This window comes from Candidatus Eremiobacteraceae bacterium, from assembly GCA_035710745.1.
Lineage (GTDB): Bacteria > Vulcanimicrobiota > Vulcanimicrobiia > Eremiobacterales > Eremiobacteraceae > JANWLL01.
The window spans coordinates 183,357-209,404 of sequence record DASTCX010000025.1; the positions used below are offsets into that span (position 1 = coordinate 183,357).

Annotated in this window: 29 protein-coding genes; 10 read left to right on the forward strand and 19 right to left on the reverse strand. The window is 64.6% G+C overall.

Translation table 11 applies throughout. The features are described 5' to 3' along the window. Positions 1 to 18 precede the first annotated feature (18 nt). Entirely contained in the window at positions 19 to 1,287 is a 1,269-nt protein-coding gene (locus tag VFO25_10440; GenBank protein HET9343319.1) for an aspartate aminotransferase family protein, read from the reverse strand. 181 nt (positions 1,288 to 1,468) lie between these two features. Between VFO25_10440 and VFO25_10445 the strand changes: the two genes are divergently transcribed. Beyond that, positions 1,469 to 2,305 carry an alpha/beta hydrolase gene (locus tag VFO25_10445; GenBank protein HET9343320.1) on the forward strand — a complete coding sequence of 279 codons (837 nt, stop codon included), beginning with the start codon at positions 1,469 to 1,471 and terminating at the stop codon, positions 2,303 to 2,305. A 12-nt stretch (positions 2,306 to 2,317) separates the two neighbouring features. Here VFO25_10445 and VFO25_10450 read toward each other — a convergent pair whose 3' ends face one another. From VFO25_10450 to dusB, 3 genes are all read right to left on the reverse strand, one after another. Next, a complete protein-coding gene (locus VFO25_10450) occupies positions 2,318 to 3,367 on the reverse strand; it encodes an SPFH domain-containing protein (GenBank protein ID HET9343321.1) in 1,050 nt (349 codons plus the stop codon). Positions 3,368 to 3,414: 47 nt separating this feature from the next. Then, entirely contained in the window at positions 3,415 to 4,032 is a 618-nt protein-coding gene (locus tag VFO25_10455) for a hypothetical protein (protein ID HET9343322.1), read from the reverse strand. 77 nt (positions 4,033 to 4,109) lie between these two features. Next, positions 4,110 to 5,141, reverse strand: a complete 1,032-nt coding sequence (gene dusB, locus VFO25_10460) for a tRNA dihydrouridine synthase DusB (GenBank protein HET9343323.1) — start codon at positions 5,139 to 5,141, stop codon at positions 4,110 to 4,112. Positions 5,142 to 5,277: 136 nt separating this feature from the next. Here dusB and VFO25_10465 point away from each other — a divergent pair, with 136 nt between their 5' ends. Both VFO25_10465 and VFO25_10470 read left to right on the forward strand, forming a co-directional pair. Further along, entirely contained in the window at positions 5,278 to 6,480 is a 1,203-nt protein-coding gene (locus VFO25_10465) for an amidohydrolase (protein ID HET9343324.1), read from the forward strand. Beyond that, the gene (locus VFO25_10470) at positions 6,477 to 7,052 is read left to right on the forward strand and encodes a hypothetical protein (GenBank protein ID HET9343325.1); all 576 of its coding nucleotides are present in this window, start codon (positions 6,477 to 6,479) and stop codon (positions 7,050 to 7,052) included. Before VFO25_10465 ends, VFO25_10470 begins: the two co-directional genes overlap by 4 nt. Positions 7,053 to 7,055: 3 nt before the next feature. Here VFO25_10470 and VFO25_10475 read toward each other — a convergent pair whose 3' ends face one another. The 6 genes from VFO25_10475 to VFO25_10500 are packed head-to-tail and all read right to left on the reverse strand — an operon-like array spanning position 7,056 to position 11,711. Continuing rightward, positions 7,056 to 7,625, reverse strand: coding sequence for an NADPH-dependent FMN reductase (locus VFO25_10475; GenBank protein HET9343326.1), 570 nt, complete (start codon positions 7,623 to 7,625; stop codon positions 7,056 to 7,058). After that, positions 7,622 to 8,455: a type III pantothenate kinase gene (locus VFO25_10480; GenBank protein ID HET9343327.1), complete on the reverse strand. Its 834-nt coding sequence runs from the start codon at positions 8,453 to 8,455 to the stop codon at positions 7,622 to 7,624. Before VFO25_10480 ends, VFO25_10475 begins: the two co-directional genes overlap by 4 nt. Positions 8,456 to 8,458: 3 nt before the next feature. Further along, positions 8,459 to 9,685: a bifunctional phosphopantothenoylcysteine decarboxylase/phosphopantothenate--cysteine ligase CoaBC gene (gene coaBC / locus VFO25_10485; protein HET9343328.1), complete on the reverse strand. Its 1,227-nt coding sequence runs from the start codon at positions 9,683 to 9,685 to the stop codon at positions 8,459 to 8,461. Positions 9,686 to 9,723: 38 nt separating this feature from the next. Next, the gene (gene panC, locus VFO25_10490) at positions 9,724 to 10,560 is read right to left on the reverse strand and encodes a pantoate--beta-alanine ligase (GenBank protein ID HET9343329.1); all 837 of its coding nucleotides are present in this window, start codon (positions 10,558 to 10,560) and stop codon (positions 9,724 to 9,726) included. A gap of 3 nt (positions 10,561 to 10,563) precedes the next feature. Beyond that, positions 10,564 to 11,406, reverse strand: a complete 843-nt coding sequence (panB, locus tag VFO25_10495; protein HET9343330.1) for a 3-methyl-2-oxobutanoate hydroxymethyltransferase — start codon at positions 11,404 to 11,406, stop codon at positions 10,564 to 10,566. Next, positions 11,406 to 11,711, reverse strand: coding sequence for an FHA domain-containing protein (locus VFO25_10500; protein HET9343331.1), 306 nt, complete (start codon positions 11,709 to 11,711; stop codon positions 11,406 to 11,408). The genes panB and VFO25_10500 overlap by 1 nt, the downstream gene beginning before the upstream one ends. A 228-nt stretch (positions 11,712 to 11,939) precedes the next feature. On the opposite strand from VFO25_10500, the gene VFO25_10505 reads away from it, so the two are divergent. Continuing rightward, on the forward strand, positions 11,940 to 12,164 hold the full coding sequence (locus tag VFO25_10505; protein ID HET9343332.1) for a hypothetical protein: 225 nt from the start codon (positions 11,940 to 11,942) through the stop codon (positions 12,162 to 12,164). 82 nt (positions 12,165 to 12,246) lie between these two features. Here VFO25_10505 and VFO25_10510 read toward each other — a convergent pair whose 3' ends face one another. The 6 genes from VFO25_10510 to lexA all read right to left on the reverse strand — a co-directional run bounded on the left by VFO25_10510 (position 12,247) and on the right by lexA (position 17,007). Next, positions 12,247 to 12,600: a PilZ domain-containing protein gene (locus VFO25_10510; GenBank protein HET9343333.1), complete on the reverse strand. Its 354-nt coding sequence runs from the start codon at positions 12,598 to 12,600 to the stop codon at positions 12,247 to 12,249. Next, positions 12,597 to 12,956 carry a hypothetical protein gene (locus VFO25_10515; GenBank protein ID HET9343334.1) on the reverse strand — a complete coding sequence of 120 codons (360 nt, stop codon included), beginning with the start codon at positions 12,954 to 12,956 and terminating at the stop codon, positions 12,597 to 12,599. Before VFO25_10515 ends, VFO25_10510 begins: the two co-directional genes overlap by 4 nt. 19 nt (positions 12,957 to 12,975) lie before the next feature. Continuing rightward, positions 12,976 to 14,241, reverse strand: a complete 1,266-nt coding sequence (locus tag VFO25_10520; GenBank protein ID HET9343335.1) for a methionine gamma-lyase family protein — start codon at positions 14,239 to 14,241, stop codon at positions 12,976 to 12,978. Then, positions 14,238 to 15,431: a PTS transporter subunit EIIC gene (locus VFO25_10525; protein HET9343336.1), complete on the reverse strand. Its 1,194-nt coding sequence runs from the start codon at positions 15,429 to 15,431 to the stop codon at positions 14,238 to 14,240. The genes VFO25_10520 and VFO25_10525 overlap by 4 nt, the downstream gene beginning before the upstream one ends. 116 nt (positions 15,432 to 15,547) lie before the next feature. Further along, positions 15,548 to 16,303, reverse strand: a complete 756-nt coding sequence (locus tag VFO25_10530) for a gamma-glutamyl-gamma-aminobutyrate hydrolase family protein (protein HET9343337.1) — start codon at positions 16,301 to 16,303, stop codon at positions 15,548 to 15,550. A gap of 101 nt (positions 16,304 to 16,404) precedes the next feature. Next, positions 16,405 to 17,007, reverse strand: a complete 603-nt coding sequence (gene lexA / locus VFO25_10535) for a transcriptional repressor LexA (GenBank protein ID HET9343338.1) — start codon at positions 17,005 to 17,007, stop codon at positions 16,405 to 16,407. 240 nt (positions 17,008 to 17,247) lie between these two features. Between lexA and VFO25_10540 the strand changes: the two genes are divergently transcribed. From VFO25_10540 to VFO25_10555, 4 genes are all read left to right on the forward strand, one after another. Further along, positions 17,248 to 17,541 (forward strand): LysM peptidoglycan-binding domain-containing protein, encoded by a 294-nt coding sequence (locus VFO25_10540; GenBank protein ID HET9343339.1) that lies wholly within the window; start codon positions 17,248 to 17,250, stop codon positions 17,539 to 17,541. A 201-nt stretch (positions 17,542 to 17,742) separates the two neighbouring features. Then, positions 17,743 to 18,012 (forward strand): 30S ribosomal protein S15, encoded by a 270-nt coding sequence (gene rpsO, locus VFO25_10545; protein HET9343340.1) that lies wholly within the window; start codon positions 17,743 to 17,745, stop codon positions 18,010 to 18,012. A 113-nt stretch (positions 18,013 to 18,125) separates the two neighbouring features. Beyond that, positions 18,126 to 20,228, forward strand: coding sequence for a polyribonucleotide nucleotidyltransferase (locus VFO25_10550; protein ID HET9343341.1), 2,103 nt, complete (start codon positions 18,126 to 18,128; stop codon positions 20,226 to 20,228). Positions 20,229 to 20,451: 223 nt separating this feature from the next. Further along, a complete protein-coding gene (locus tag VFO25_10555) occupies positions 20,452 to 20,970 on the forward strand; it encodes a hypothetical protein (GenBank protein HET9343342.1) in 519 nt (172 codons plus the stop codon). 162 nt (positions 20,971 to 21,132) lie between these two features. Here VFO25_10555 and VFO25_10560 read toward each other — a convergent pair whose 3' ends face one another. The 3 genes from VFO25_10560 to VFO25_10570 form a co-directional block, all read right to left on the reverse strand. Continuing rightward, on the reverse strand, positions 21,133 to 22,536 hold the full coding sequence (locus tag VFO25_10560; GenBank protein ID HET9343343.1) for a TolC family protein: 1,404 nt from the start codon (positions 22,534 to 22,536) through the stop codon (positions 21,133 to 21,135). 35 nt (positions 22,537 to 22,571) lie between these two features. Next, positions 22,572 to 22,901: an STAS domain-containing protein gene (locus tag VFO25_10565; protein ID HET9343344.1), complete on the reverse strand. Its 330-nt coding sequence runs from the start codon at positions 22,899 to 22,901 to the stop codon at positions 22,572 to 22,574. Between the two features lie 174 nt (positions 22,902 to 23,075). Then, complete coding sequence (locus tag VFO25_10570; protein ID HET9343345.1) at positions 23,076 to 23,516, reverse strand: hypothetical protein; 441 nt, start codon at positions 23,514 to 23,516, stop codon at positions 23,076 to 23,078. A gap of 161 nt (positions 23,517 to 23,677) precedes the next feature. On the opposite strand from VFO25_10570, the gene VFO25_10575 reads away from it, so the two are divergent. Both VFO25_10575 and VFO25_10580 read left to right on the forward strand, forming a co-directional pair. Next, entirely contained in the window at positions 23,678 to 25,162 is a 1,485-nt protein-coding gene (locus VFO25_10575; protein ID HET9343346.1) for a menaquinone biosynthesis decarboxylase, read from the forward strand. Then, the gene (locus tag VFO25_10580; GenBank protein ID HET9343347.1) at positions 25,159 to 26,022 is read left to right on the forward strand and encodes a UbiA-like polyprenyltransferase; all 864 of its coding nucleotides are present in this window, start codon (positions 25,159 to 25,161) and stop codon (positions 26,020 to 26,022) included. Before VFO25_10575 ends, VFO25_10580 begins: the two co-directional genes overlap by 4 nt. Positions 26,023 to 26,048: the final 26 nt, after the last annotated feature.

Sequence of the window (26,048 nt, forward strand, 5' to 3'; positions counted from 1 at the left end):
GACCGGCGAAGACGACCGCTAGAGCTTTCCGAGTTTATCCTTCGCCTTGGTCACTCCTTGTCCAAGGATGTCGACCGCTTCGTCGATCTCGTCCTTCGTGACGACGAGCGGAGGTTCGAGACGGATGACGCGCTGCTGGTTGAGCGTATACGCCGCGGTCATCCCGAGCTTGAGGCACTCGGGGATGATGACGCCGCCGTACCCTTCGTTCGTGAGTTCCACGCCGACGACGCAGCCTCGGCCGCGTACTTCGGCGATGACGTCCGGATGTTTCGCGCGCAGCTCGTCCGCGCGCTTCATCAGATACGCGCCCATCTCTCGCGATCGATCGACGAGCTTTTCGTCGACGAGCACTTCGAGCGCGGCGAGGCCGGCCGAGCATGCGAGCGGGTTGCCGCCGAACGTGCTCGTGTGCATGAGCGGCGATTGGCCGAACGCACGCATCCAGACGTCGCGCTTCGAGATCGTCGCGCCGATCGGTACGACGCCTCCCGAGAGACCTTTCGCGATCGTCATGATATCGGGCACGACGCCGTCGGCGTCGACGCCCCACATGTAGCCGGTTCGTCCGAGACCTGTTTGCACTTCGTCGGCGATGAAGAGCGCGCCATGCTTGTCGCACAGCTCGCGAACGCCTTTGAGATAGCCGTCGGGCGGGATGACGACGCCGCCTTCGCATTGGATCGGTTCGACGATGAACGCGGCTGCGCCGGGCAACGCGCGATCGAGCGCGTCGAGATCGCCGAACTGGACGTGCTCGAATTCCGGCACGAGCGGCTGGAAGGAATCCTTGAAGACGTCGCGGCCCGTCGCGGTGAGGCTGCCCATCGTCTTGCCGTGATACGCGTTATGCGTCGAGACGATGTGCACGCGTTTGGTCGAAAGCCGCGCGAGTTTGAGCGCCGCTTCGACGGCCTCGGTACCGCTGTTCGAGAAGAACGATATCGCGAGATCGCCTGGGGCGAGATCGGCGAGCGCCTTTGCGAGCATCGCGAGCTGTTCGTTGAAGAAGACGCGCGTCGAGAGCGCCATCCTATCGAGCTGATCGCGGACCGCCGCGACGACGCGCGGGTGCATGTGGCCGAGCGTGAAGACGCCGTAGCCGCCGCAAAAATCGAGGTACGATTTTCCCGTGTGATCCCAGACGCGGCAGCCGCGCGCGCGGATCTCGACCGGCGCGCCTGCGACCTTCATGAACCGCGCGAGCGGCGGATTGACGAACTCTTTGTAGGCCGTGTAAACGGTGTCGAAGAGCGTCAATTGCTGTTCTTGGAGGGCATTGGCCATATCGCTTCGACGTTCTCGGTTCATGGAGCGGTCGACCTTTACGGTCGACCGCCGCGACCTCGCGATAAGAAGACAAAGGGAGCGGTCGAGATTTATCTCGACCGCCGCGGCCTCGCAGAGTCGGCCCCACGGTCACCGACTTGAAGGTTGGGCTTTCGGTCAAAAGAACGTCCCTGGACCTATGACCGACGCAAAGCGAGCGAAGTCCGACGGGCTGAGCATAGCCTATCTAGATGAAGGCAGCGGACCGCCGATCCTCTTCCTTCACGGCGTTGGCGCGACAAAACAGATGTGGGCGCCGCAGCTCACGATGCTGTCCGAACGGTTTCGCTGCATCGCACTCGACTACCGCGGTTACGGCGAGTCGGAAATGCCGCCTGAGTCGTCGCTCAAGCCCGCTGCTCGCGATGCGAAAGCGATCAGCCGCGCGGCATACGCTCGCGATGTCGTCGCGGTGCTCGATGCGGCGGGAATCGAGTCAGCACATCTCTGCGGATGTTCGCTCGGAGGGGTCGTCGCGCTGGAAACGTACGACGCGAAGCCGGCGCGCGTGAAGTCGCTTGCGCTCGTCGACACATTTGCATTCTATCCGGACGGTTCTACGTCGATCGACGAGCGCGTCGCGAATCTTGATCGTCTTGGCATCGCCGAGTTCGCGAAAACGCGCGCACCAGGCATCCATAAGCCGGACGCCCCAAAAGCGCTGGTCGAGAAGTCGGTCGCCGACATGGCATCGATCCCGCTCGCCGTGTACAAAGCGTCGACGCGCGCGACGTGGACCGGCGACTACCGTGCACTCCTGCCGCGGATCAGCGTGCCGGCGGAAGTGTTCTGGGGCGAACTCGACACTTCGATCGCGCCGCACGAGTTGAGCGAAGAACTCGCGAGTGCGATTCCGACGTGCAGCGGCGTCGTCCGCGTGCCGCACGCGGGCCACGTGGCGAACCTCGACAATCCGGAGTTCTTCAACCTCGCGCTCGAGGCGTTCGTCGACTCGGTCGAAGCTGGTTTTATTTAGTCCGCGACGCGGTTAGCCGAGCTTCGTGCCGCACTCCGAACAGAACTTCGCGCCGGGCGCGTTCTGCGCTTTGCAGTTCGGGCACACCGCGCCCGCCATAGCTTTGCCGCATTCCGAGCAGAACTTCGCGCCGGGTGGGTTTGGCGCGTGGCAGTTCGGACAGGCGATCGACGCCGTCGGCATCGACGGAGCCGCTGCGGCTTGCGAGTTCGCCTGCTGCATCGCCTGATTGATCATGCCCGGCAACGCGAACCCGATGCCGGCGCCGACGCCGAGGCCGGCTGTGGTTCCGGCGCCGCCGCTCTGGTTCTGTGCTGCATCCTCGATCGCGCGCGCGCTCTTGTATTGCATGTACTGGCCCATATTGCCGATGACGCCCATGCCGGTGCGCTCGTCGATGACCTTCTGCACTTCATCCGGCGGCGTGATCGCGTTGATGAGCAAGTCGACGAGTTCGACGCCGTATTGGCCGAAGTCGTCTTTGACGCGCGCCTTCGCGGCAGCGTCCAAAGCGTCGTATGACTTCGGCAGGTCGAGGATGCTCTTGAGCGTCTCGCCGAGCAGGTTGTTCAGCCGCGAGACGATCGCGTTGCGAAAGAAATCGGCGAGCGCATCGCTCGTGTAGACGTTCTGCGTGCCGACGATCTTGTTGACGAACAGTTGCGCATCAGTTACTCGGACGCTGAAGACGCCGTACGCGCGCAGGCGCACCATCGAGAACTCGGCATCGCGGAAGAGGATCGGCTCGGCGGTGCCCCAGTGCAGATTCGTGAAGACCTTCTGGTTGACGAAGTACACCTCGGCTTGGAACGGCGACGTGCCGCCGAACGGCATCGACAGCAAGCCGGTTATGAGCGGTAGGTTCTGCGTCGCAAGCGTGTAGCGGCCCGGACCGAACGTGTCGAGCGCGCGACCGTCGCGGAAGAACACCGCTGCCTGGCTCTCCTGGACGATGAGCTGGCTGCCCCATTTGATGTCGGTCGATCCCGTCTCCGGCCACCGGTGCACGATCTGCTGACCGGTATTGTCGAAGAATTCGATGACGGATAAGCCGAGTGCCATTTGGTCCTCCCGGTCGAGCTAAAGCTCGACCGCTACAACAGATATCGTTATGGGGTGGGCAGGCCATCGAAGAGGTGCTTGCGGCCTTCGAAGCGGCGGTCGAACTCCGCCGTCAGCCCATCGAGCTTCGCGAGCGCGCTGCGCAGTGCTGTCGGATCAGCTGCGCCCTGCTCGACCTCACCGACGCCCGATTCGAACTTCCCCAGCTCACCCATGAGCGCCGTATCGTACGCGTAGATCTTTGCGAGTTCGGTATCGCCCATCTGGACGCGGTCGAACACGGCCGCATAGCCATAGTCCGCAAAGCGCATGCGGTCGATCAAGCGGCTGAGGCGACGCGAGCTCTGGTCGATGAGCGCAACGCCGTCGAGGCTGCCGCTTCGCGAAAGCGTGTCGACGACCGCGTCGAGGCGGCCGCGCACGTTCGTCAGCCGCTCGCCGATGACGGCACGCAACTGCTTATCTGCGATGCGACGGTCTTCGGTCGACTTGTAGCCGGCGAAGCCCGGCACGAAGCTCGCGAGTGTTGAGAGAGCCTCGTTCAAAGAAGGCAGACGCGATTCGAATTCGTGCACGCGTTCGCCCAGGCTCGGGCCCGGCGCGACCGTCGGCGTCGCAGGAACGGCCGAGGCGATTTGTCCTTGGCCCGATGCTTGATCTTCCATATGATGCTCCGTCCGCTCCATCGGCGCGTGGTTGTGCAGCGCCGCCTACGTGGTATATCGTCCCGGACGATTCAAGGTTACATCGCTACCGCGAGTTCTTCGTGATCCTCGGCACCGCGTTCCGCCGGCTGGGTCGCGCGTGCCTCGTCGAGGAGCACGCGTACCGCATCCGGGTCGGGCGCCTTGTTGATGCGCTCGCGCATGCTCCCCGCGTCGCGGATCCCCTTGACGTACCAGCCGAGATGTTTGCGCATCTGGAGAAGTCCCGATCGTTCGCCGTAGCGTTCGATCATCGCGTCGAAGTGCTCGCGCGCGAAGTCGATGCGCTCTGCGATCGTCGGCGGTGCAGGCACAGCCTTGCCGCGCATCGCCGCGGCGATATCGCGGATTAGCCAAGGATTGCCGAGCGCGGCGCGACCGACCATGATCGCGTCGGCGCCGGTCTCGCGCAATCGCATCATCGCCTCCTCGGGAGACGACACGTCGCCATTACCGATGACCGGCACGTGCAGCGCCTCTTTCAAACGCGCGACGTGCTCCCACTTCGCGGACGGTTTGTAGAACTGTTTACCGTAGCGGCCGTGCAACGTGAACGCGTCGATCCCGACCGCTTCAGCGCGCTTCGCGATCTCGATGAAGGTGAAGTTCTCCGCATCCCAACCGAGGCGCATCTTGCACGTGACCGGTGCGCGCTTCACGGCCTTGCGCACGGCGTCGCAGATGGCGACGGCGAGGTCCGGATCGCGAAGGATCGCGGCACCGTCGCCGCCCTTCGTGATCTTCGGCGCCGGGCAGCCGAAGTTGATGTCGACGATGTCGGCACCGCATTCCTCGACGAATGCCGCGGCCTCCGCCATGATCGCGGGGTCGCTCCCGTGCAGCTGGACCGATGTCGGCCGCTCGTCGTCGTAGACCTCGATCATCTCGAGCGTGCGGCGGTTCATGCGCACGAGCGAGTTCGCCGAGACGAATTCGCTCACGGTGAGGCCGAGCCCGAAACGTTTGAACAAGCGGCGGAACAGCGCGTCGGTGACGCCTGCCATCGGTGCTAGAGCCAGCGGCGGGTCGATTTCGAACGACCCGATGCGCAAAACCGGTGTCACGGCCATGTCGAACCCTCCGATTCGCGCACCCGCCATTGGTGGCCTGGGCACCCTGGCAAGACCGCGGTGGTCGAGCTAAAGCTCGACCGCTACAGTTTCTGGCCCCGAGGTGTGAGCCCGCCGTCATCCCGAACGAATCGCCATGCCATCATCGACCGTCATCGTGCCGCCGGACGTCACGCGCGACGTCATCGAGTTGCGACGCAACATCCATCGCCACCCGGAACTCGGTTTCGAAGAGGTGCGCACCGCTGCGATCGTCGCCGATCGTCTCGAGCGCCTCGGCTACGAAGTGCGCACGAAGATCGGCGGGACCGGCGTCGTCGGCATCATGCGCTCGAAGCGTCCGGGGCGCACGATACTCTTGCGCGCCGACATGGATGCGCTTCCGATCCAAGAGGAAACCGGATTGGCGTTCGCATCCGCGAGCGACGGCAAGATGCACGCCTGCGGACACGACGGTCACGTCGCGATCTTACTCGGCGCCGCTCAGATCATCGCACAGCGACAAGACGAACTCTCCGGCACGATCGTGCTCTGCTTCCAGCCAGCCGAAGAAGGCAAGGGGGGAGCGCGCGAGATGATCCGCGACGGCGTGCTCGAGGACCCGCACATCGATCGCGTCTACGGCTTGCACTTGCTCTCGCAGGCACCGAGCGGCGTCATCCGCGTTCGCCCGGGTCCTGTGATGGCGTCGAGCGATTCGATCGAGATCACGATCCACGGCAAAGGCGGCCACGGCGCAGCGCCGCACGAGACGAACGACCCGATCCTCACCGCAGCGCACTTCATCACCGCGGTCCAGAGCATCGTGAGCCGGAAGGTCGAACCGGTCGAACCTGCCGTCGTGACGATCGGCGCGATCCACGGCGGCACGATCCATAACGTCATCCCCGACGACGTCCGGCTGCTCGGCACCGTGCGAGCGTTCTCGCCGGAAGTCCGCGCGCAGATGGAGCCGCGCATCAAGACGATTCTACACGGTTCGTGCGAGGCGCACGGTGCGACCTACGACCTCGACTATCAATGGCGCTACCCGGTGACGGCGAACGACCCCGACGAAGCGGCGTACGTGCGTGCGCTCGCGACGCGCATCCTCGGCGAAGAGCGATCTGAGGACATGCGGCCGACGATGGGCGCCGAAGATTTTTCGTTCATGCTCGAACAGCGGCCTGGATGCTTCTTCTTCCTCGGCACGCAATGCGACGAGAGCACGTCGGCGCCGCATCACAACGCACGCTTTTCGATCGATGAAGCGGCGCTCGAGATAGGCGTCCGGATGATGGTCGCGCTCGCGCTCGACGCGCCTGCACCCGCGGCTGAGGCTGAAGCCAAGCCGAAATGAAGACCGTCGTCCGCTGGATCGGCGCGGTCATCGGCCTCCTCGTCTTCGTCTTGATCGTCGCGATCGCGATCGGCACGGGGCTCCCGATCGCGCACATCGCGTCGTGCTCGGCACAGTATCGGCAATCGCCCGCGACGCTCTTCGCGACCGTCGAAGACGATGCGTCATCTCCGAGTTGGCGCAGCGACGTCCGGGAGGTTCACTCCGAAACCGCAACCGTGGGCCGAACGAGGTGGGTCGAGACGTACAAGAACGGCCAGACGCTGACGTATCTCGAATTTGGCGACCGCAATATCTCGGGCAAGTATTTGGAACGGGATATCGCCGACCCGACCCTGCCGTTCGGTGGAGGCTGGAAATACAGGTTCGATCCGAGCGGTGGCGGCACGGTTGTGACGATCAGGGAGGCCGGGTGGATCTACAATCCGATGTTCAGATTTGTCGAGCAGTTCTTCACGGGCTACACTTCGACGATAAAGACGTATCTGACCGATCTCGGCCGAAAGTACGGGGAGTCCCCTGCGATAACGTGCACCGTCACGACGTACGCGAACCGCCCCGAAGATATGTAAGATCTACGCCGAGCTTCTCTTAATACGTCGCGCGAAGGCGGCGAGGGCGACAACAAGCTCGACGACCTGTTGGCGCGTCGTCTCATCGGTCAGCCGCCCATCGGCGTCGAATTTCTCACGCGCACGTGCGACGTGCACTTGCGGGTCGTTGAGGAACCACTGATCGGTGAACCCGGCGACCGTCCGGATCGCGATCTGCATCCGCACCGTGCCGAACCCGCCGGTCGACGCGCCCATGATCGCGGTCGGTTTGTGCTCGAGCACACCGTCTTCGCGCGACGCCCAGTCGAGTACGTTCTTTGTCACCGCCGGGATCGACCAATTGTATTCGGGCGACGCGATGAGCAGCGCATCGGCGGAACGGATGGCATCGCGCAGTCGCTTCACGGACGGCAACGGGTGCTCGTCGCTATCGAGGTCATCGTTGAACAGCGGCACGTCGTCGATATCGAACGGCACGACCTTGATCTCCGGCGGCGCGAGCTCGACCGCCGCGCGAAGGAGCATCCGATTGTACGATCCCTTGCGAAGGCTGCCGGCGAACGCGGCGATCGAGACGACGTCGTCGCTCATGCCTTTCCTTTCGCGGTGCCGATCGTCACATCGACAGAATCGCCGCTCGCGCGATCTGTCGTCGCCCAATGGTATAGACCGTCGAGGACGAGCCGCTGATCGACCCGATCGATCGCCTTCGTGTGCGGCGCGATGAGCTCGGCAAGGCCGCCGGTGGCTACGACGGTCGGTTTCGGGGCGCCGAGTTCCGTGGCGATCCGGCCGATCAGATATTCGGCTTGCCCGACAAATCCGAAGATGATGCCCGACTGGAGCGAGCTCACCGTGTCGGTGCCGATCGCCGCGGGCGGCAGGACAAGCGGCACGTCGAAAAGCTTCGCGGCGCGCGAGACGAGCGCGTCGACGGAGATCTCGACACCTGGCGCGATCGCAGTACCGGCGTAGCGGCCTTGCGAGTCGATCGCAGCGAACGTCGTCGCCGTGCCGAAGCCGACGACAATGAGCGGCGCCCCGTACTTCTCGACGGCGCCGATCGCACCGGCGATGAGATCCGCGCCGAGTTCGGCCGGGCGCGCGGCGATCACCGGCATGAGCGTTTGGCGCGCTGCTGAGATGAACTCCCCCGTACATCCGAAGTAGCGGTGCGACAGCTCCGATATCGACCTATAGAGCGGCGGCACGACGCTCGCGACGACGACGCGTTTGATCGCGGACCGTGCGATGCCGCTGATGCGCATCGCTCCGTCGACGAGTCCGGCGAGTTCGTCGCCGGTCTGTCGTCTGTCCGTGACCGAGCGCCATGTGTGGAGGAGCGTGCCTGCGGCGGCGCCGTCGGTCTCGAAGACGCCGAACTTGACGTTCGTGTTCCCGGCTTCGATCGCGAGCAGCATGCGTCAGGCGCGATCCCGCAATGCGGCGACCCGATCGAGCACCGCACGCGCGATCGTCGACTTCGGTGCCCGCGAGATCGCCTCGCGGCCGCCATCGCCCCAAAGGATGACGACCTCGTTGTCGTCTGCCGCGAAGCCGCCCATCGGACCGCCGATCCGGTTGACGACGATGCAGTCCAGGCCTTTACGTTCGAGCTTCTCACGGCCGGCTTTTTCGATGCCGTCCGTCTCGGCGGCGAAACCGACGACGAAGCACCCGCGCGGGCGATGCTCGGCGACGTCAGCGATGATATCGGGATTGCGAGCGAGCTCGAGCGCGAGTTCGGCTGCGTCCTTCTTCACTTTGCCCGCAGCGACGACCGCCGGACGGAAATCTGCGACGGCAGCTGCGCCGACGAACACCGTCGCCCCGCCGATATGCTCGAGCACGGCGGCGTGCATCTCGCGCGCCGTCGTCACGCGGACGACATCGACGCCGGCAGGCGCTCGCAGGTGCGTCGGCCCGCTGATCACCGTGACGCGGGCGCCGCGCGCGCGCGCCTCGCTCGCGATCGCGTACCCCATCTTGCCCGTCGACGGATTCGACAAGAAACGAGCGGGGTCGGCGAATTCGCGCGTCGGTCCGGCGGTGACGACGACGACGTCGCCGGACATCGACGCGGTTCGCGCGAGCACGACTCCGGCGGCTTCGGTGATCTCGTCTTCCTCAGCAAGCCGGCCTTCGCCGATCTCGCCGCATGCCAAAAAGCCCGATCCCGGCGAAACGAACTCGTAGCCGCGACTCTGCAAGGTCTCGATGTTGCGCTGCGTCGGCTCCGCCTCGTACATCGCCGTGTTCATCGCGGCCGCGACGAGCACCGGGTTGCGCGTCGCGAGCGCGCACGTCGACAAGAGATCGTCCGCGATGCCGTGCGCGAGTTTCGCAAGCGTGTTCGCAGTCGCGTTGAGGATGAGGAAGAGTGACGACTTGCGGACGAGCGAGATATGCGCCACTTGCCAGGCAGTGCCGGCGTCGAACATCTCGGTGTGGACGTCGTTTCCCGACAGCGCCTGGAAGGTGAGCGGCGTGACGAAGCGCTGCGCGGCGGCGGTCATGATGACGTGCACGTCGGCTCCGGCTTGGCGTAGCTTGCTGACGACGCCCGCGCACTTGTAGGCCGCGATGCCGCCGCATACGCCGACGAGGATCGTGCGGCCCGCGAAGGTGGAAGGCCGGTCGAAGTCGCTCATGGTGGAAATATCATGTTTGTCGGGGCCGCTTGCTCGTCCTATGCCGAGCGGAGCTTCATATTGTCTATGAGACGCGTCGTTCCGCAAAAGGCGGCGCCGACCGCGAGCAGATCGGCGTGACGTGGGACCGCGTCGAGCGGCACGAAATCCGCGGGATCGACGACCGCCAGATAGTCCTGCTTCAACGCGCCGAGCTCCGCCGATGCGGCGCGCGAGACGGCGCCGATGTCCGTCGCCCCCCGCTCCAGCGTTTCGACGATGAGTCGCAGCGCGCGCGAAAGACCGACCGCGTCGCGGCGTTGCACGTCGCTCAGGCGTCGATTACGCGATGAGATCGCGAGACCGTCGCTTTCGCGCACGGTCGGGCACGCGATGATCTCGACTGGAAGATCGAAGTCGCGCACCATGCGGCGCACGACTGCGAGCTGCTGCGCGTCCTTCTCTCCGAAGTACGCGCGGTCGGGCGTCACGAGCGAGAAGAGCTTCAGCACGACGGTCGCGACGCCGGCAAAATGACCTGGCCGGCTCTCGCCCTCGAGGTGCGTCGCGACTTCGCCGGGCTGCACGCGCGTCTGCGAACCGGCAGGATACATCTCGTCGACGGTCGGCGCGAAGAGCACGTCGCACGACACGCGTTCGAGCAGCGCCGAATCATCTTCGGGCGTGAGCGGATATTGCGCCAGATCCTCGTTCGGTCCGAACTGGAGCGGGTTGACGAAGATCGATGCGACGACCGTCGCGTTCTCGTCGCGAGATCTCTTGAACAGCGATTCGTGCCCGGCGTGGAGCGCGCCCATGGTCGGCACGAGTGCGACAGGCGATCTCAGCGAGTTGCGCACGGCGCGCAGCTCGGCCGCGGTACGGCAGATGTGCATGCGTCAGGAAGTGGGAGAGCTCTCGCCGGCCGGTTTCGAGCGGTGCGGCGCGTGCGCCCCGACTTCGTGCTCGGGCGCTGGGAACGCGTTCGAGCGGATCTCGTCGATGTGCGTGCGCACCGCCGTCAAGCCGGTTTCGTAGAACGATGCGTATCGTTTGGCGTGGCGCGGCAGATAGCCGGTCGAGAGCCCGAGCACGTCGTTGATCACGCTCACCTGGCCGTCGCAGTGCGGGCCGGCGCCGATGCCGATCGTCGCAGCGCCGATCGTCCGCGAGATCTCGGCGGCGAGCGGCGACGGTACGCACTCGAGCACGATCGAGAAACAGCCGGCCAGGTCGAGCGCGATCGCGCTCTTGAGGATCGAAGCTGCGGAGGCCTCGGTCTTGCCCTGGGCGCGGAAACCGCCGAGCGCATTCACCGATTGCGGGGTGAGGCCGAGGTGACCCATGACGGGGATGCCCGCGTGGACCAGGCGCGCGACAAGGGCCGGATCGTCACCCTCGAGCTTGACGGCGTTCGCACCGCCCTCTTTCAGGAAACGGCCCGCATTGCTGACGGCTTCGTCGTGCCCCGCCTGATACGACATGAATGGCATGTCGCCGATGACGAACGCGCCTTTCGCCCCGCGGACGACGCAGCGCGTGTGATAGAGCATCTCGTCCATCGTGATCGGCAGGGTCGAGTCGTAGCCGGCAAAGACCATCGCCGCGGAATCGCCGACGAGGATCGCATCGATGCCGGCCGCGTGGACCATCGCCGCGGTCAGCGCGTCGTACGCGGTGATGACCGCGATTTTCTCTCCCCGCCGTTTCTTTTCAGCGAACGTCTGGATGGTGGTCGGCATCAGGCTCTCCCGGAAACGTCCAAAACGCGTAGCATCGTCGAACCGACGCGGAACGGATGACCGAGTTGCAACCGCACGGGCGTTTCGATCGCTTGCCCGCCGACGATCGTGCCGTTGCTGCTGCCCGCATCGGCGAGCACGACCTCGCCGTTGTCGACGGTGACGCTGGCGTGGCGCCGCGAGACGGAGCGATCGGTCGTCAACGCGGCTTGCGCGACGTGTTCGTCTCGGCCGATCGTGATGTCCCGTTCGAAAGGCCATCGTTTTCCGTCGAGCGGTCCGTTCATCGCTTCGATGATATACATAGATAATCGCGTTTCGTGCCGCCGGAAACGAACTCCCTCGGCTGGGTCGAGGCGGTGCTCCTGGAGCCTAGTCTCTGCCGCGGCGGACATATTTTTCGCACGAAGCGGCGACAAAAGCCCTAATCTTATCCTGCCGCCGAGCCGATGGTGTTAGAAGGAAACACCGCGCGACCCATGGGCGTCGACCGGCCGGCTGGTCTAGCCGCCTCGGCGCCGGAGAACTTTTGGGTGGACGATCAAGAAACCGTGAACGATCTCCAAGATTCCAGCTTGCTCGACATCGACCCCGACGCGCTCCGCGAAGCGGAGAAGGTCTTCGCGCAAGGCATTCTCGACACGATGTCCGGCAAGGAAGTCGCGAAGGCGACCTATGAGGACACGCGCGTCGTCGTCATCATGGCCGACGGCAGCGAATACTATTTCTACGGGTTCATGGGCGAATCGCGCGCGTAAGGGCTCCCGTATCTGAGATCGCGATCAGGAAATGCCGCGGCGGTCGAGCTAAAGCTCGACCGCTACGGTTTTTTGGGGGACTCTAGTTCGTGCGACGAGCCTCTTGGTGGTCGACGAATTCCGCGATGAGCGAGCGGTCGCGCGGGTCGAGGGACGTGAACGCGATCCCGTGATGGAACTTCTGCTCGTTGCGCTGGAAGAAGCTGAGCACGACTCGGCCGCGGGCGAGGATGCCGCGGTCGGCGGCCGGCAGCCTGAACTTCAAGTTGACGTTCGAGCGCGGGGGCAAGTCGTAGGACGCGACGAGCCTCATGCCGCCTGCGCCGAGATCGAAAACCGCGCCGTCGTGAGGCGCCGCCTCGCCCTCGAGCGAGAACTCAACCGGCAAAGAGACCTCGACTCTGACGTATTGCCGCCGATGCATGTCGCCCGTCATGCGAGGAGTGTTCGAGCGCGGCGCCGATGCGCCTGCCTGCGCTTGCGCTTGACGTGTGTTCTCGCTCGCTTGATACTCGGGCGGGAGCGCTGCGGCTTGACCGCGAGGAGTCTGAAGACATGAGTTATCTTTCGCCCATCGATTCGGCACAGGTCTATTTCGAGCCGCTCGACGTCGATGAAGACGAGCGGCCTCGATGCGATCCTGACGACGATCGAGGCCGTGACCGGTTCGACCGTGATCGACCCGACGATATGCGTGCCGACCGACGGGAGCGCTTCGATCGCCTCGAAGACGCGCGGGAACGCTTCGAGCGATTCGAGCGCGGTCGGCTCGATGATCAGCCGGGGCCACACCCGCTTCCGAGGCTGTGACTTAAGCTGCGCCGACCGCGGCCGCGGCGCTCGTCACAGCGATGATCCCGTGGACGAAATCCATGCCGCCCTGGAGATACACCTCGAACGGTTCGCGCAGCGGCGCATCACACGACAGCTCCAGCGTCGATCCAGTGATGAAAGCGCCGCCTGCCATGATGACTGGATCCGCATACCCCGGAACCTCGCCAGGTTCCGGGCGCGCGCGCGAGTTCACCGGCAGCATGCGCTGCAAGCCGTGTGCGAAGCGCTCGAGCCGCTCGCGCGATCCGAGCCGGATCGCTTGGATGATGTCTGTCCGCTCATCGCCGCACTGCGGATCGACCTCGTAGCCGAGCTTCGAGAACAACGCCGCTGCGAAATCCATCGTCCTGAGGCTATCAGAGACCGTTCGTGGTGCGCGGTGAAGGCCCGCGTACATCGACCGCACTGCCTCAAGGCTCGGCCCGATCCTCGAGCCGAGTCCCGGCGCGAAGACGTGCTCGGCGATGCGCTCGATCGCATCGCGCGATCCCGCGACGTACGCGCCCGTCACCGCCATGCCGCCGCCCGGGTTCTTGATGAGCGACCCTACCACGACGTCAGCGCCCACGGCGCACGGCTCGCGCGATTCGACGAACTCGCCGTAGCAATTGTCGACGACGACCACCGCTTTGGGGCTGTGCCGTTTCGCAAGCGCGACCAACCGTGCTATCTCGTCGATCGACGCGCTCGGCCGCGGCGCGTAACCGCGCGAGCGCTGGATGAAGACGACGGCGGGCCCGTGGACGAGCGCCGCGATCATCGCTTTTTCGTCGAGGCTCGCGCCGGGGGCCCACGCGACCTCGACGTACCGCTGCCCGCCCGGGCGCAACGCGCGCGGATGGCCGGTGAGCGCGAGCGTAAGCGTGTCGTACGGCCTGCCGGTGAGCGAACAGATGATGCCGTCGGCGCCGGCGAGCGCGGCGATGCTCGCGACGATCGCCTGGGTTCCGCTCGTGAGCTGGACCCGTGCGAGCGCTGCCTCCGCGTCCATGAGGCGGGCGAGGATCGCCTCGTACGCTTCTCGGCCGAAGTCGTGATAGCCATAACCGATCGTGCCTTGTAGGTGCGCATCGGTGATGCCGACATCAGAGAATGCCCTGACCGTCTTCGCCGTAAGCGCGACCGAGTGGGCGGCGCGCTTGTTCCAGGCCGGAATGGCGGTCTCGCACGCCGCAAGGGCGAGCCGGACGATATCGTCGGGTAGGTCGAAACCGGTTAGAGCAGTGCGGAGCGGATCGATCACTGCGTCGAGCGCTCCGGATGCATCTCTTGGTCGCGCTCCTGATCGCGAATCGCCTCCGCTTCTCGGAGCAGACGGTTCTGCTCGGACGGCTCGGCGACCACCGCCTTCTCGTAGGCGCGGAAGAACGGCGCGTAGATGATCGCGCCGATCGCGATATTGATGAAGACGAGGACGATCGCCCGCCAGTCGCCGGCCGTCGTCAGCCACGCCGTCACGAACGACGGAAAGACCGGTGGCAAATAGACGATCGTATGACCGATTAGGTTCAGCCACGTCGCGAGATACGTGACAGTCGCGAGGACGAGCGGCACGAGCAAGAACGGGATCGTCAGGCTCGGGTTCATGACGAGCGGCACGCCGAAGATGATCGTCTCGTTGACGTTCCAGACCGTCGGCAGGATCGACGCGATCGCGAGCTTGCGCAGCCGTGCGACGCGCGAGCGGAGCATGACGAGCGTCAGCGGCAGCGTCGCGCCGGACCCGCCGGGGAAGTAGAATATGGACAACATGATCGTGACGATGTGCGGCGGCGCTTGATGCGCCGCGACGGCTTGGCTGTTCTCGTCGAGCGCTTTCAAGAAGACCGGCGTCACGATGCCGGACAGGAACGCCGGGCCGTGAACGCCGGCGGTCCACAGCAGCGTCTGGAAAAAGACGACCAGGAGCAGGCCGGGCAACGTGTCGCTCGCGCTGACCAGCGGACGGATGACGGTGAGCAGGACATCGCCGAGCGTCACGTGTGCGAGCGCGAGACCGCCGAAGACGATGGCGACCGCGAGCGCGCCCACCGCGTCGGCGGCGATCACGTTAGAGATGTATTTACGAGCGAACCGAAGCGCTTCGCCCGTCGCGAGCGTCGTGACGAGGCCGAGCAAGATGCTCGTCGACGAAATCGCGCCGAGTTCGACCGCGAGGTTGTCGGCGAGCGGCCACTTGAGTCCGGAGGCGAATGCGCCGAGGCTGACGACCCACGCGAGCGGACGATTGAAGCCGAAAGCGCGCGCGAGCCGGTCGGCGAGCAGCGCGCTGAGCACGACGCCCATCGCGCCGAAGCCGACGTGGTAGGCGGCGAAAAAGCGGTTCGAGAGGCTTGTGAACGACGCGCCGAGCGTCGGTTCCGGGGGCGTGAAGAACGCGACGATCGTCACCGCTATCAAGCCGGCGAACGACGGGCCCATCGCGACGCGCACGGCCGCGACGTGCGGCTCTTCGGCGATGCGATGAAGAACGGGGAATAGCCGCGACTCGATCGACGCGATGAATGCCTCGACGCCGGTCCTGCGCTCGCGCGCGCTCGCTGTCGTCGTTAGCTCCGGTCCGCGGCGAGCTGTTTTGCCGCAGCGCGGCGCGACGCGGCCGCGACGAATGAGGCGAAAAGGCGACGGCTCGGTTCGTCGGCGCCGACGAGTTCCTCCGGATGCCATTGCACGCCGACGAAGAACGGGTGCTCGCCGCGGAGCTCGTACGCCTCGACGATCCCATCTCGCGCGTGCGCAACGGGTTCGAGCCCGTGTGCGACCCGGCGCACGGCCTGATGGTGCAGCGAATTGACGCGCATCGCAGACGAGCCGGCGATCTCGGCGAGTTTCGAGCCGACCTTCAGGTCGACTTCGTGTGTCGTCTCGTGCCGGCCGAAATCGGGCGTCTGCTCGTGGCGCAATCGTAGGCCGTTCGCGGCGTCGTATTGATCGGCGATGTCTTCGTAGAGCGTGCCGCCGAGAGCGACGTTGACGACCTGCATGCCGCGGCAGATCGCGAACATCGGCAGTCCGGACCGTTTGGCGATGCGGGCAGCTTCGAGTTCGAGCGCGTCGCGCCGAGGATCGGCGACGTCGACGCTCGGGTGCGGCCTTCCGCCGTACGCCGCCGGATCCACGTCGGTGCCGCCCGGCAGCAGGATCCCGTCGAACGCCAAGAGCGTTTCGGCAAGGCTCGAATGACCGGCGCCGTCGATGAGGATCGGCTCTCCGCCCGCTGCCGTGACCGCGTCGCGGTACTTCTTGCGTGCGCCGGGAGCGGACGCCTCACCCGGGTTGACGGTGACCGCAATCCTCGGTCTCATCGCGCTTGACGTTAGACGCGGGTCTCGGGCTTGCCTCGAAAAATGAAGCGGCCGCGTCTCATGCGCGGCCGGCTCCCGATGGAGATGCTCTCAGCGCCGCTTCAAAGCTTTCGTATGATGGCCGAGACCTTGCCGACGATGTCCACGTTGTCCGTGTAGATCGGTTCCATATACTTGTTCTGCGGCTGCAGGCGGACGCGATTGTCTTCCTTATAGAACGACTTCACCGTCGCTTCGCCGTCGATCATCGCGACGACGATCTCGCCGTTGTTCGCGATCTTCTGCGGGTTGACGAGGATGAGGTCGCCGTCGAGGATGGCGGCGTCGACCATCGACTCGCCCTTGACGCGGAGCATGAACGACCCGGAGTTTCGGACGAGGCTGGCAGGCAGCGCGAATTCTTCTTCGATATTCTCGGCGGCCGTGATCGGCACGCCGGCGGCGACGCGGCCGATGATCGGCACGGTGATGACGTCGCGGGCGACGGAATCGGACTCGGATGTGAGGGCGCGGGGCTTGGTCGGATCGCGCTTGATGAGCCCCTTCTTCTCGAGCGTACGCAGATGGCACTGGACGGTCGAGCTCGACGACAGTCCGACGCGTTCGCCGATCTCGCGGACTGACGGCGGATAGCCGTGCTCGCGCGTGAAGTCTTTGATGACGTCGAGTATGGCTTGCTGCCTTGGCGTCGTCTTGCGATCCACGGGAGTCTACCGCCCTTTCATCTTAACGCCGCTGCGGGACAAAAGAGCCGCCCTCAAGGGCGACCCTGGAGCGGGCTAGCGTAAACGCAGCCCGACACGCCGAGTAATTGGGATTCTACCACATCGACGTCCCGGATGCAAACATCTGTTCGACAATCTCTTGACAGCCCAGGTGGGCGGCGATAAGATTAGGGCGACAAACATATGTTCGAAACACGCCACTCACAGAGGAATGGACCCATGTTCCGGTACCGCCGCACCCAGCGGGTCTCGCTGATTCCCTTTATCCAGGCCCTCTCCCTCGTGCTGGTGTTCGCCCTGCCGACCATCTGGGGGGCCCGTATTTACGCATCCAGCCCGACGCATTATGACAAGGTCGTCGTGCAGCCCGGAGACACCGTTTGGAGTCTCGTCGCTCGGCGCGCGAAGGCCGGGTCGGACGTCGCCGAAGCCGCCTACGACGTCTCGTCGATCAATCACCTCGCGGCCGGCAAACAACTCCATCCGGGCGAGGTCCTGCTAATACCGCGCTGATCCAGCGCTAATCAAGACGATCAGGGGTCGCACGAGCGGCCCCTTTTTTCTTGTCCGACGTCTGTCGTTTCCGGCGTACCTCGCCTTGCTGGTCCGACGGCGGCTATGGTATCCTTGTCGGGTGCCTGCTACGGCGGCCGGCGGCCCGGTAAGTCAAGGGGCTGCTGCCGCACGCGAATACCGGAAGGAGCACACACGTCCGTGGCACTCAAAAAAGATCAGAAGTCGTCGGTGATCGGCCGCTTCGGCCGCAAAGAAAACGACACCGGATCGGCGGAAGTCCAAGTCGCTCTGCTCACCGAGTCGATCAACGAGTTGACCGAGCACCTCAAGGTGCACAAGAAAGACCATGCGAGCCGTCGCGGTCTTCTCATGAAGGTAGGCAAGCGCCGCAGTCTGCTGAGATATCTCGAAAAAGCGGACCTCGAGCGTTATCGCGCGATCGTCAGTAAGCTCGGCCTGCGTCACTAAGCGCGCGCTGTCCCTAGGGATAGGCCGGCCTAGCTCAGAAACAAGAACCCGCATCATCAAAATCAGCAAAAGAAAAGCGTAGGAGGAACCCCTTTTTGCCAGAGTCCGTCAGCATGGAGCTGGGCGGGCGCACTCTCACCATGGAAACCGGTGAGCTCGCGCGCCAAGCCAGCGGCTCCGTCTTTATCCGTTATGGCGATACGTGCGTCTTGTGCGCCGCGACCGCCAGTGCAGGCCCCCGCGAGGGCGCAGATTTCTTCCCCCTCACCGTGGACTACGAAGAGCGCATGTACGCCGCCGGAAAGATCCCGGGCGGTTTCATCAAGCGTGAAGGCAGGCCGTCCGAAAAGGCGACGCTCACCGCTCGCCTCATCGACCGTCCGATCAGACCGCTTTTCGCCGACGGTTTCCGTAACGACATCCACATCGTCTGCACGATCCTCTCGATCGATCCCGAGATCGACCCCGATGTCGTCGCATTGACCGGCGCGGGCGCCGCGCTCGCGCTCTCGGACATCCCGTTCGAATATCCGGTCGCGGGCGTCCGCGTCGGTCTCATCGACGGGCGCTACGTCATCAATCCGACGCGGACCGAACTCGAGTCGAGCACGCTCGACATGATCATCGCCGGCACATCCGACGCGGTGATGATGGTCGAAGGCGGCTGCAAGGAGATCTCCGAGGACCAATTCCTCGGCGGTGTCGAGGCAGGTCACGCGGCCATCAAAGACATCCTCGAGCAGACGCGCAGTCTGGTCGCCCGCGCCGGCAAGAAGAAGCGGACGTTCCCGCTCTTCAACCCGTCGGCCTCGATGCGTCAGTTCGTCGACGAGGTCTTCGGGCACGACATCGCGCGCGCCATGCGGATCACGTCGAAGACCGAACGCAATCGCGCCTTCGAAACGATCTCGCGCGAGGAGGCTCGCAGCCGCATCGCCGGTCATCCGCTCGAGGCGGAGCTTCGGCCGCTGCTCGACGACGGACGCAATCACGACTTCGACAAGTGCGTGAAGGCACGCGAAGAGGAAGAGCTGCGGGTCATGGTCGTCGACGAAGGGCTGCGCCCCGACGGCCGCAAGCTCGATGAGATCCGCCCGATTTCGTGCCGGACGAGCGTCGTCCCGCGCACGCACGGCTCGGCGCTCTTCACGCGCGGCGAGACGCAAATCTTCACGGCGGCGACGCTAGGCTCGATCTCCGACGAGCAGCGCGTCGATGGACTCTTGCCGCAATACTTCAAGCGCTACATGCACTACTACAACTTCCCGCCGTACTCGGTCGGCGAGACCCGTCCGATGCGCGGCCCCGGCCGGCGCGAGATCGGTCACGGCTGGCTTGCCGAGCGTGCGCTCGTGCCGATGCTGCCGCCTCAAGACGAGTTCCCGTACACGCTGCGGCTCGTCTCCGAGACCTTCGAGAGCAACGGGTCGTCGTCGATGGGCTCCGTCTGCGCGAGCACGATGGCGCTCATGGACGCTGGTGTGCCGCTGCGCAAGCACGTCGGCGGCGTCGCGATGGGCCTCGTCCTCAAAGACGGCGCGTACTCGGTGCTCACCGACATCCAAGGCCTCGAAGACGCTCTCGGCGAGATGGACTTCAAGGTCGCGGGAACTGTCGACGGCATCACGGCCGTCCAGATGGATATCAAAGTCCGCGGCATCACGATCGAGATCATGCGGCGCGCGATGGCTCAGGCCCGTGAAGGCCGCATGTTCATCATCGGCAAGCTCAAGGAGACGATCCCGAGTCCGCGGCGCTCGCTCTCGCACTTCGCGCCTCGGATGTTCGTGCTCGAGATCCATCCCGACAAGATCAAAGACATCATCGGGCCAGGCGGCAAGGTGATCAACAAGATCGTCGCCGATACCGGCGCGAAGATCGACATCGAGAACGACGGCCGCGTCTTCATCGCATCGCCGGACGCCGAAGCGGGCGAGAAGGCGAAGCGGATGGTCGAGGATATCGCACGCGATGTCGAGGTCGGCGAGATCTACACGGGCGTCGTCAAGCGGATCATCACGATCGGCGCGTTCGTCCAGATCCTGCCTGGCAAAGAAGGTCTCGTCCACATCTCGCAGCTCGCCAACCATCGCGTCAACCGCGTGGAGGACGAGGTACAGGTCGGCGATGAGATCCAGGTGCGCGTCGCCGAGATCGACCATCAAGGCCGCATCAACCTGACGCGCAAGGGTCTGCTGGAAACCGCCAACAACTAGCGCCACCCATCGCTCTGTAGCGGTCGAGCTTTAGCTCGACCGTTCTTTTTTCTGGGAGCAGTCGAGATCTATCTCGACCGTTCTTTTTTCTGGGAGCGGTCGAGATTTATCTCGACCGCCGCGGTCTTACACGAGAAGAGAATGGAGCGGTCGACCTTCACGGTCGACCGCCGCGGCCTTTCCAGCGCGGAATTATCGCACCCGGTGTGAAAGCAACGAGTTGATGAGGCGCGTAACGTTTTTCGCGATCGCCGCGATCGCTATCATGTGCGGTTCCTGCTCGAAGCTCGTGCGTTCGAGGCCGCCGGCGTGTTGCGCTGCGCCCGGCTACTCGCGCACGCAGGTCGAAGCCGTACTCGGAAAGCCGTCGCCGCCGGAGCCGTCGTCGAAATTCCACCCGTATCCATCACCGCCGCCCGACGCGCCGATCTACACGACGGAGCACGGCTACCTCACCGTTCACTATGCCGGCGTCAACGGTCTGGCGACGCGCTTCTCGATGGATTTCTACGAGGGCAAAGCGCCCGACGACGCTTTCTCGATCACGTCGGCGTATCTACCGGACGATGCCGTCGACCTGAAGGCCGACGTCGTCGGAAAGACCGCGAACATACACGTCTATCGAAGCGCGAAGCTCGCGAAGGCTCTGCCAGCGAGTCATGGTATGTTGTACGTCGAGTGCAAAGGGCCACAGCCCGCGATGTTGTGTTATACCACCGACGTCATGTTAGGCGCGCCGTAACGCAGCGGTCGCGCCGGTCGAGATAAATCTCGACCGCTCCCAGATCCATTGGCTAAACCGCGCCGGTCGAGATGAATCTCGACAGCTCCCAGATCCATTGGCTAAACCGCGGCGGTCGAGATGAATCTCGACCGCTCCCTATTTGTGCCGCGCGAGGTCGATTTAAAGTAGGCCGGCGGCCCGCTCGAGGGTCACGAGCGCGGATTGAACGGCTGCTTGTGCTGTGACGTACTGCGTCTTCGCCTGCGTGTCGGCGAGCAGCGCGTCGGATAGCTCCAGCGACGTTCCGACACCGGCTTGGAAACGGATGCGCGTGACGCGCAGATCTTCTGCCGCCGACGACTGCGCCGAGCGCGCAGCCGCGAGCTGCGCCTGCGACGCGACGTAGTTGAGATACGCTTGTCGCGCCTCGAGATCGACGCCGTTCTGCAACTGCTTCAGATTGATCTGGGCTTTATCGACTTCTGCCTGGGCCTGGGCCACTTCGCCGTGCGTCATACCGCCGTCGAACAGCTTCCACGTTACGCTCAATGTCTCGGAAAGTTGCGGCTGCTTGATGTTCTCGAAGTTAGGCGTCAGGCCGGCGTTTTGGATCTGGAGCGCAAGGGTCGGAAGCGTGCCGGCGCGCGCGGCCTTGACGGCATCCGCCGCGATCGTCACGGCGTCGGCCGACGACGCGAGCTCCGGCCGCTTCGATCGAGCGTCCGCGAGGATCTGACCGAGGGTGAATGACGGCACCGCGGTGTTGAGATTCTCCGTCGGCTGGATATCACTGCCGAGATCGATGTTGAGCGTGTTCGCAAGGTCCGCGTTCGCGAGCGCCGCTTCGTTGTCGGCCTGAACGGATTGCACTTGCGTGTTGGCGAGCGTCACTTGCTCGCGCAGGACGTCCGCTCGCGCCGCCGTGCCCGCGTTTAACTGCTGTTCGGCGAGCTTCTCATCATCGCGCGCGACGAGCACCGCTTGATCCGCGATCGAGGCTCGATGCTGCGCCGCCAGCAGCGCGAAATACTTGGTGGTCGTCTCGTTGATGACGTCGGCACGCGTCGCAGCGACGCCGTTTTGCGCCGAGGCGAACCCCGCCGCAGCCTCGCCGATCTCGGCTTCGACCGCGCCGCCGCTATAGATCGCCCATTGGATCGTCTCGGAGATACTATTGTAGTTCGTCGCCGAGATCGGAAACTTCACCGGCCCCTTCGGCGACGGGAACACGAAGGCGCCCGCGCTCTCAGTATGCTGGCGTGCAGCGGAAGCGGTGAGGGAGGGTACCTTGCCTGCGCTCGCCGTGACGACGCGCGCAGCCGCTGCCTTCTGATCGGCGAGCGCCGCTTGATAGGTCAGATTGTTGGCCGCAGCAAGCGCCAGCGCATCGGCGAGCGTCATGCGGACGAGCGGTCCGTTCGATCCGGCGGTCGCCGACGACGTCGGCATCGACGCCGGCGTCGGTGATGCCGTCGGCGAGGCTTGCGGCGAGGGCGCCGCATGTCCGGCGGCGATGGCAGGCTTGGGATGAGCGGCGAAGGTCAAGCCGCTCGCGATGAGCGCAACGGCCAAGGCAACGCGCATGTCGGGCGATCCCCCCAAAAGTTGTGTCGAAAGGGTCAGGCGGCGGCTCGCGCCGGCGGTCCGAGTTTGAACACTCTGGCCAACGCGGTGACCTCGAGGACCCGTCGTATCCGCGGACTCGCGGTCTCGACCTTGATGTCGCCCCCGCGCTCGCGCACGCGCCGAAGCGCGACGATCAGCGATGCGAGGCCCGACGAGTCGAGGAATCCGACGCGATCGAGGTCGAGCGTCACGTCCAGACGCCCCGACGCGATGTGCGTTTCAAGGGCGCGGCGCACCACCCTCGCCCCGTCCGCATCGAGATCTCCGGTCAGTGCGAGATGGAGAGCTCGGGGATCCGAGGCTGTTTGCGAATCTATTCTCAAGGCCATTGCCCTTACTGGGCCTCCGAAAAACCATTTACGTTGGCGGTTGAATGTATACCAGCGAATTGTTAAGCGGTTGACTTTCTCCTTCTATATTCATAAATTGTCCCGCAAAGCAAAAGACCACCGGCGCTTCTCGCACCGGCGGCCTCGAGATCGCCCGTAGGCGAATTCTTAGAGCTTGGCGTTTATGACCGCGTCGACGCCGACGCCGTACACCCGCTTGAACCCCTTGAGCGGGTTGAGGCTGTCGATCGGGATGAGGACGCTGCCCCGCCAGACGTTGTTGTTCCACTCGAACGCGAGCGAGCCCACGGCCTGCACGCGGTCGACCGCGTATGCCGGACCGCTCACCTGCGCGGCTCCGACGTACGTGCCCGTGCCCGTCTGCAGGATCGGCACGACCTTCGTCTTGCCCTCGTTCGCGATATGGTTCGTCAGAAGCAGGTTGTCGAGGAAGCTGTTCAGCGGTCCGGCGATGAGCTTCACGCCGTAGATGCCTGCCGCGCCCGTCAACACCTTGTTGACGAACGAGTCAGCGTTCGCAACCGTTAGCGGCGCCACCGCCATGGTGGCGGTCATCATCAAAGCGGCGATGGTCGTCTTCAGTTTCACGTGGATGCCGTCTCCTTTACGCGGGCTGAGCAGCGGAGCGCCGCCCGGCGTTCGCTATATCATGCCCGTTCTTTCGTCATCCTAGACAACGTTTCACGCATCCTTCGAGTTCCGCGCACGGACGCGCCGGGACATGTTTCGCGAGGCTTTCAATCCGCCCGATGAGAACGCACGGAGCCGTGTACGCCAACCTGCGCGAGTTCGTCGACGACATGCGACGGCGCGGCGAACTCATCGAGGTCGCGGCACCGGTCGATCCCAAGCTCGAGATCGCGGAGATCGCAGACCGCTGCGTCAAGAGTCAGAGCGGCGGCCCTGCCCTGTTGTTCACCGCTGTCCGCGGCTCGACGATGCCCCTGCTCATAAACGCCCTCGCGACGCGCGGCCGCATGTCCGCGGCGCTCGGCGTCGGCGGTCTCGACGAGCTCGGCGACAAGGTCCGCCATATCCTGACCACGCTCCAACCCGGCGGCGGATCGGCGCTGAGCAAGCTGTTCGAGCTCAAAGATCTCGCGGGCATCATGCCCAAGACGGTCCGCAACGCGCCGTGCCAGGAAGTCGTCCTCGAAGGCGACGCAGTCGACCTCACGTCGCTGCCGGTGATCACGTGCTGGCCGCAAGACGGCGGACCGTTCATCACGCTGCCGCTCGTCTTCACGAAGCATCCGCAAACCGGATCGCAAAACGTCGGCATGTATCGCATGCAGGTCTACGATCGAAATACGACCGGCATGCACTGGCAGCGGCACAAGCACGGGCGCGAACATCAAGACGCTTCTAAGCGCGACGCGCGCATGCCGGTCGCAGTCGCCATCGGCACCGAGCCGATCGTGACGTACACCGGCTCGGCTCCGCTGCCCGCGAACATCGACGAGATGCTACTCGCCGGTTTTCTCCGCGGCAAAGCGGTGCCGATGGTGGCGTGCAAGACCGTCGATCTGCAGGTGCCCGCTGAAGCCGAGGTCATCCTCGAAGGGTACGTCGACAACGCCGAGCTGCGCATCGAAGGACCGTTCGGCGATCACACCGGCGTGTACACGCCGCCCGAGCCGTTCCCCGTCTTCCACGTCACGTGCATGACGCGGAGGCGCTCGCCCATCTATTGGACGACCATCGTCGGCAAGCCGCCGATGGAAGACCAGTGGCTCGGCAAGGCGACGGAACGCCTCTTCCTTCCGTTATTGCAGCAGATGCTTCCCGAGGTCGTCGACTACAACTTGCCGGTCGAAGGGGGCTTCCAAAACCTCGTGCTCGTGTCGGTGCGCAAGCGCTATCCCGGTCAAGCGAAGAAGGTCATGTACGCGCTTTGGGGCCTAGGACATATGATGATGCTGACGCGCAACATCGTCGTCGTCGATGACGATGTCGACGTCCAGAACGTACGCGACGTCGCGTGGACCGCGCTCAACAATGTCGATGCAGGACGCGATCTCGTTTTCGCACCGGGGCCGGTCGACCACCTCGACCATGCCGGACCTATGCCGCTGCTCGGCACGCGCCTCGGTATCGACGCGACGCGCAAAGGGCCCGAGGAGGGCTACATGCGCGGCTGGCCTGAAACCGTCGTCATGTCGCAAAGCGTGAAGGACGACGTCGCTCGCCGTTGGAGCGAATTCGGGCTAGCGGGCGTCGTCGATATCAGATGAACGGCCTGCGTCTCTTCCTTCAAGAGATCAAGATCGAGCACACGCTGTTCGCGTTGCCGTTCGCCTACGCGGGTGCCTTGCTCGCCGCGCGCGGCGTGCCGAGCGCGCATGTGCTCGTATGGATTACGCTCGCGGTGCTCGGCGCCCGGACCGCTGCGATGTCGGCGAACCGGCTGCTCGACGCGAAGATCGACAAGAAGAACCCGCGCACGGCCGGGCGCGCCGTCGCCTCCGGCAAGCTGAAGGCTTCGACGATGATCGTCGCGATCGTCGCCGGCCTCGTGCTGCTGACGATCGCGGCATACGAGCTCAATCCGCTGTGTCTCGCGCTTCTCCCGATCGGCGCGGCCGGCGTCATCATCTACCCGCTCGTCAAGCGCTGGACGTGGGCGGTGCACTTCGTCCTCGGCGCCGTCGATGCGCTCGCACCGCTCGGCGCGTGGATCGCCGTCACCGGACGCTTCGAGCCCGGCGCATGGCTGCTCTTCGGGGCCGTCACCGTGTGGGTCGCCGGCTTCGATATCCTGTACGCATTGATGGATCACGACTTCGACGTCGCCGAAGGGATCAGGTCGATCCCCGCGCGCTTCGGATCGGCCGCCGGCCGCTTCGTGCCGCAGCTGCTCCACGCACTGCTCGTCATCGCGCTCGCAGCGCTCGGCATCCTGACGCACGTCGGCGCCCTCTACTACGTCGGCGTGGCCGCCGCGCTCGCCTTGCTCGTCTACGAACTCTCGCTCATCCGGCGTCGACGCGATGTCTTCGCGCTCAACGCCGCGGTCTTCAACGCCAACATGGCGTTTTCGGTCGTCTTTCTCATCAGTACTGCGGCGTCGATCGCAGTGCGAGGTGCGCTGTGATAGATAGGAGCCTACCTGTGGTACGA

What these genes read in the sequence shown, in the direction of transcription:
- VFO25_10560 (HET9343343.1), bottom strand. Translation starts at nt 22,536, where the DNA reads ATGCGCGTTGCCTTGGCCGTTGCGCTCATCGCGAGCGGCTTGACCTTC.
- VFO25_10530 (HET9343337.1), bottom strand. Translation starts at nt 16,303, where the DNA reads ATGAGACCGAGGATTGCGGTCACCGTCAACCCGGGTGAGGCGTCCGCT.
- panC (HET9343329.1), bottom strand. Translation starts at nt 10,560, where the DNA reads ATGCACATCTGCCGTACCGCGGCCGAGCTGCGCGCCGTGCGCAACTCG.
- VFO25_10440 (HET9343319.1), bottom strand. Translation starts at nt 1,287, where the DNA reads ATGGCCAATGCCCTCCAAGAACAGCAATTGACGCTCTTCGACACCGTT.
- VFO25_10540 (HET9343339.1), top strand. Translation starts at nt 17,248, where the DNA reads ATGTTCCGGTACCGCCGCACCCAGCGGGTCTCGCTGATTCCCTTTATC.
- VFO25_10455 (HET9343322.1), bottom strand. Translation starts at nt 4,032, where the DNA reads ATGGAAGATCAAGCATCGGGCCAAGGACAAATCGCCTCGGCCGTTCCT.
- VFO25_10470 (HET9343325.1), top strand. Translation starts at nt 6,477, where the DNA reads ATGAAGACCGTCGTCCGCTGGATCGGCGCGGTCATCGGCCTCCTCGTC.
- dusB (HET9343323.1), bottom strand. Translation starts at nt 5,141, where the DNA reads ATGGCCGTGACACCGGTTTTGCGCATCGGGTCGTTCGAAATCGACCCG.
- VFO25_10575 (HET9343346.1), top strand. Translation starts at nt 23,678, where the DNA reads ATGAGAACGCACGGAGCCGTGTACGCCAACCTGCGCGAGTTCGTCGAC.
- VFO25_10500 (HET9343331.1), bottom strand. Translation starts at nt 11,711, where the DNA reads ATGTATATCATCGAAGCGATGAACGGACCGCTCGACGGAAAACGATGG.
- VFO25_10465 (HET9343324.1), top strand. Translation starts at nt 5,278, where the DNA reads ATGCCATCATCGACCGTCATCGTGCCGCCGGACGTCACGCGCGACGTC.
- VFO25_10550 (HET9343341.1), top strand. Translation starts at nt 18,126, where the DNA reads ATGGAGCTGGGCGGGCGCACTCTCACCATGGAAACCGGTGAGCTCGCG.
- VFO25_10480 (HET9343327.1), bottom strand. Translation starts at nt 8,455, where the DNA reads ATGCTGCTCGCGATCGAAGCCGGGAACACGAACGTCAAGTTCGGCGTC.
- VFO25_10580 (HET9343347.1), top strand. Translation starts at nt 25,159, where the DNA reads ATGAACGGCCTGCGTCTCTTCCTTCAAGAGATCAAGATCGAGCACACG.
- VFO25_10450 (HET9343321.1), bottom strand. Translation starts at nt 3,367, where the DNA reads ATGGCACTCGGCTTATCCGTCATCGAATTCTTCGACAATACCGGTCAG.
- VFO25_10510 (HET9343333.1), bottom strand. Translation starts at nt 12,600, where the DNA reads ATGACGGGCGACATGCATCGGCGGCAATACGTCAGAGTCGAGGTCTCT.
- VFO25_10555 (HET9343342.1), top strand. Translation starts at nt 20,452, where the DNA reads ATGAGGCGCGTAACGTTTTTCGCGATCGCCGCGATCGCTATCATGTGC.
- VFO25_10475 (HET9343326.1), bottom strand. Translation starts at nt 7,625, where the DNA reads ATGAGCGACGACGTCGTCTCGATCGCCGCGTTCGCCGGCAGCCTTCGC.
- VFO25_10445 (HET9343320.1), top strand. Translation starts at nt 1,469, where the DNA reads ATGACCGACGCAAAGCGAGCGAAGTCCGACGGGCTGAGCATAGCCTAT.
- panB (HET9343330.1), bottom strand. Translation starts at nt 11,406, where the DNA reads ATGCCGACCACCATCCAGACGTTCGCTGAAAAGAAACGGCGGGGAGAG.
- coaBC (HET9343328.1), bottom strand. Translation starts at nt 9,685, where the DNA reads ATGAGCGACTTCGACCGGCCTTCCACCTTCGCGGGCCGCACGATCCTC.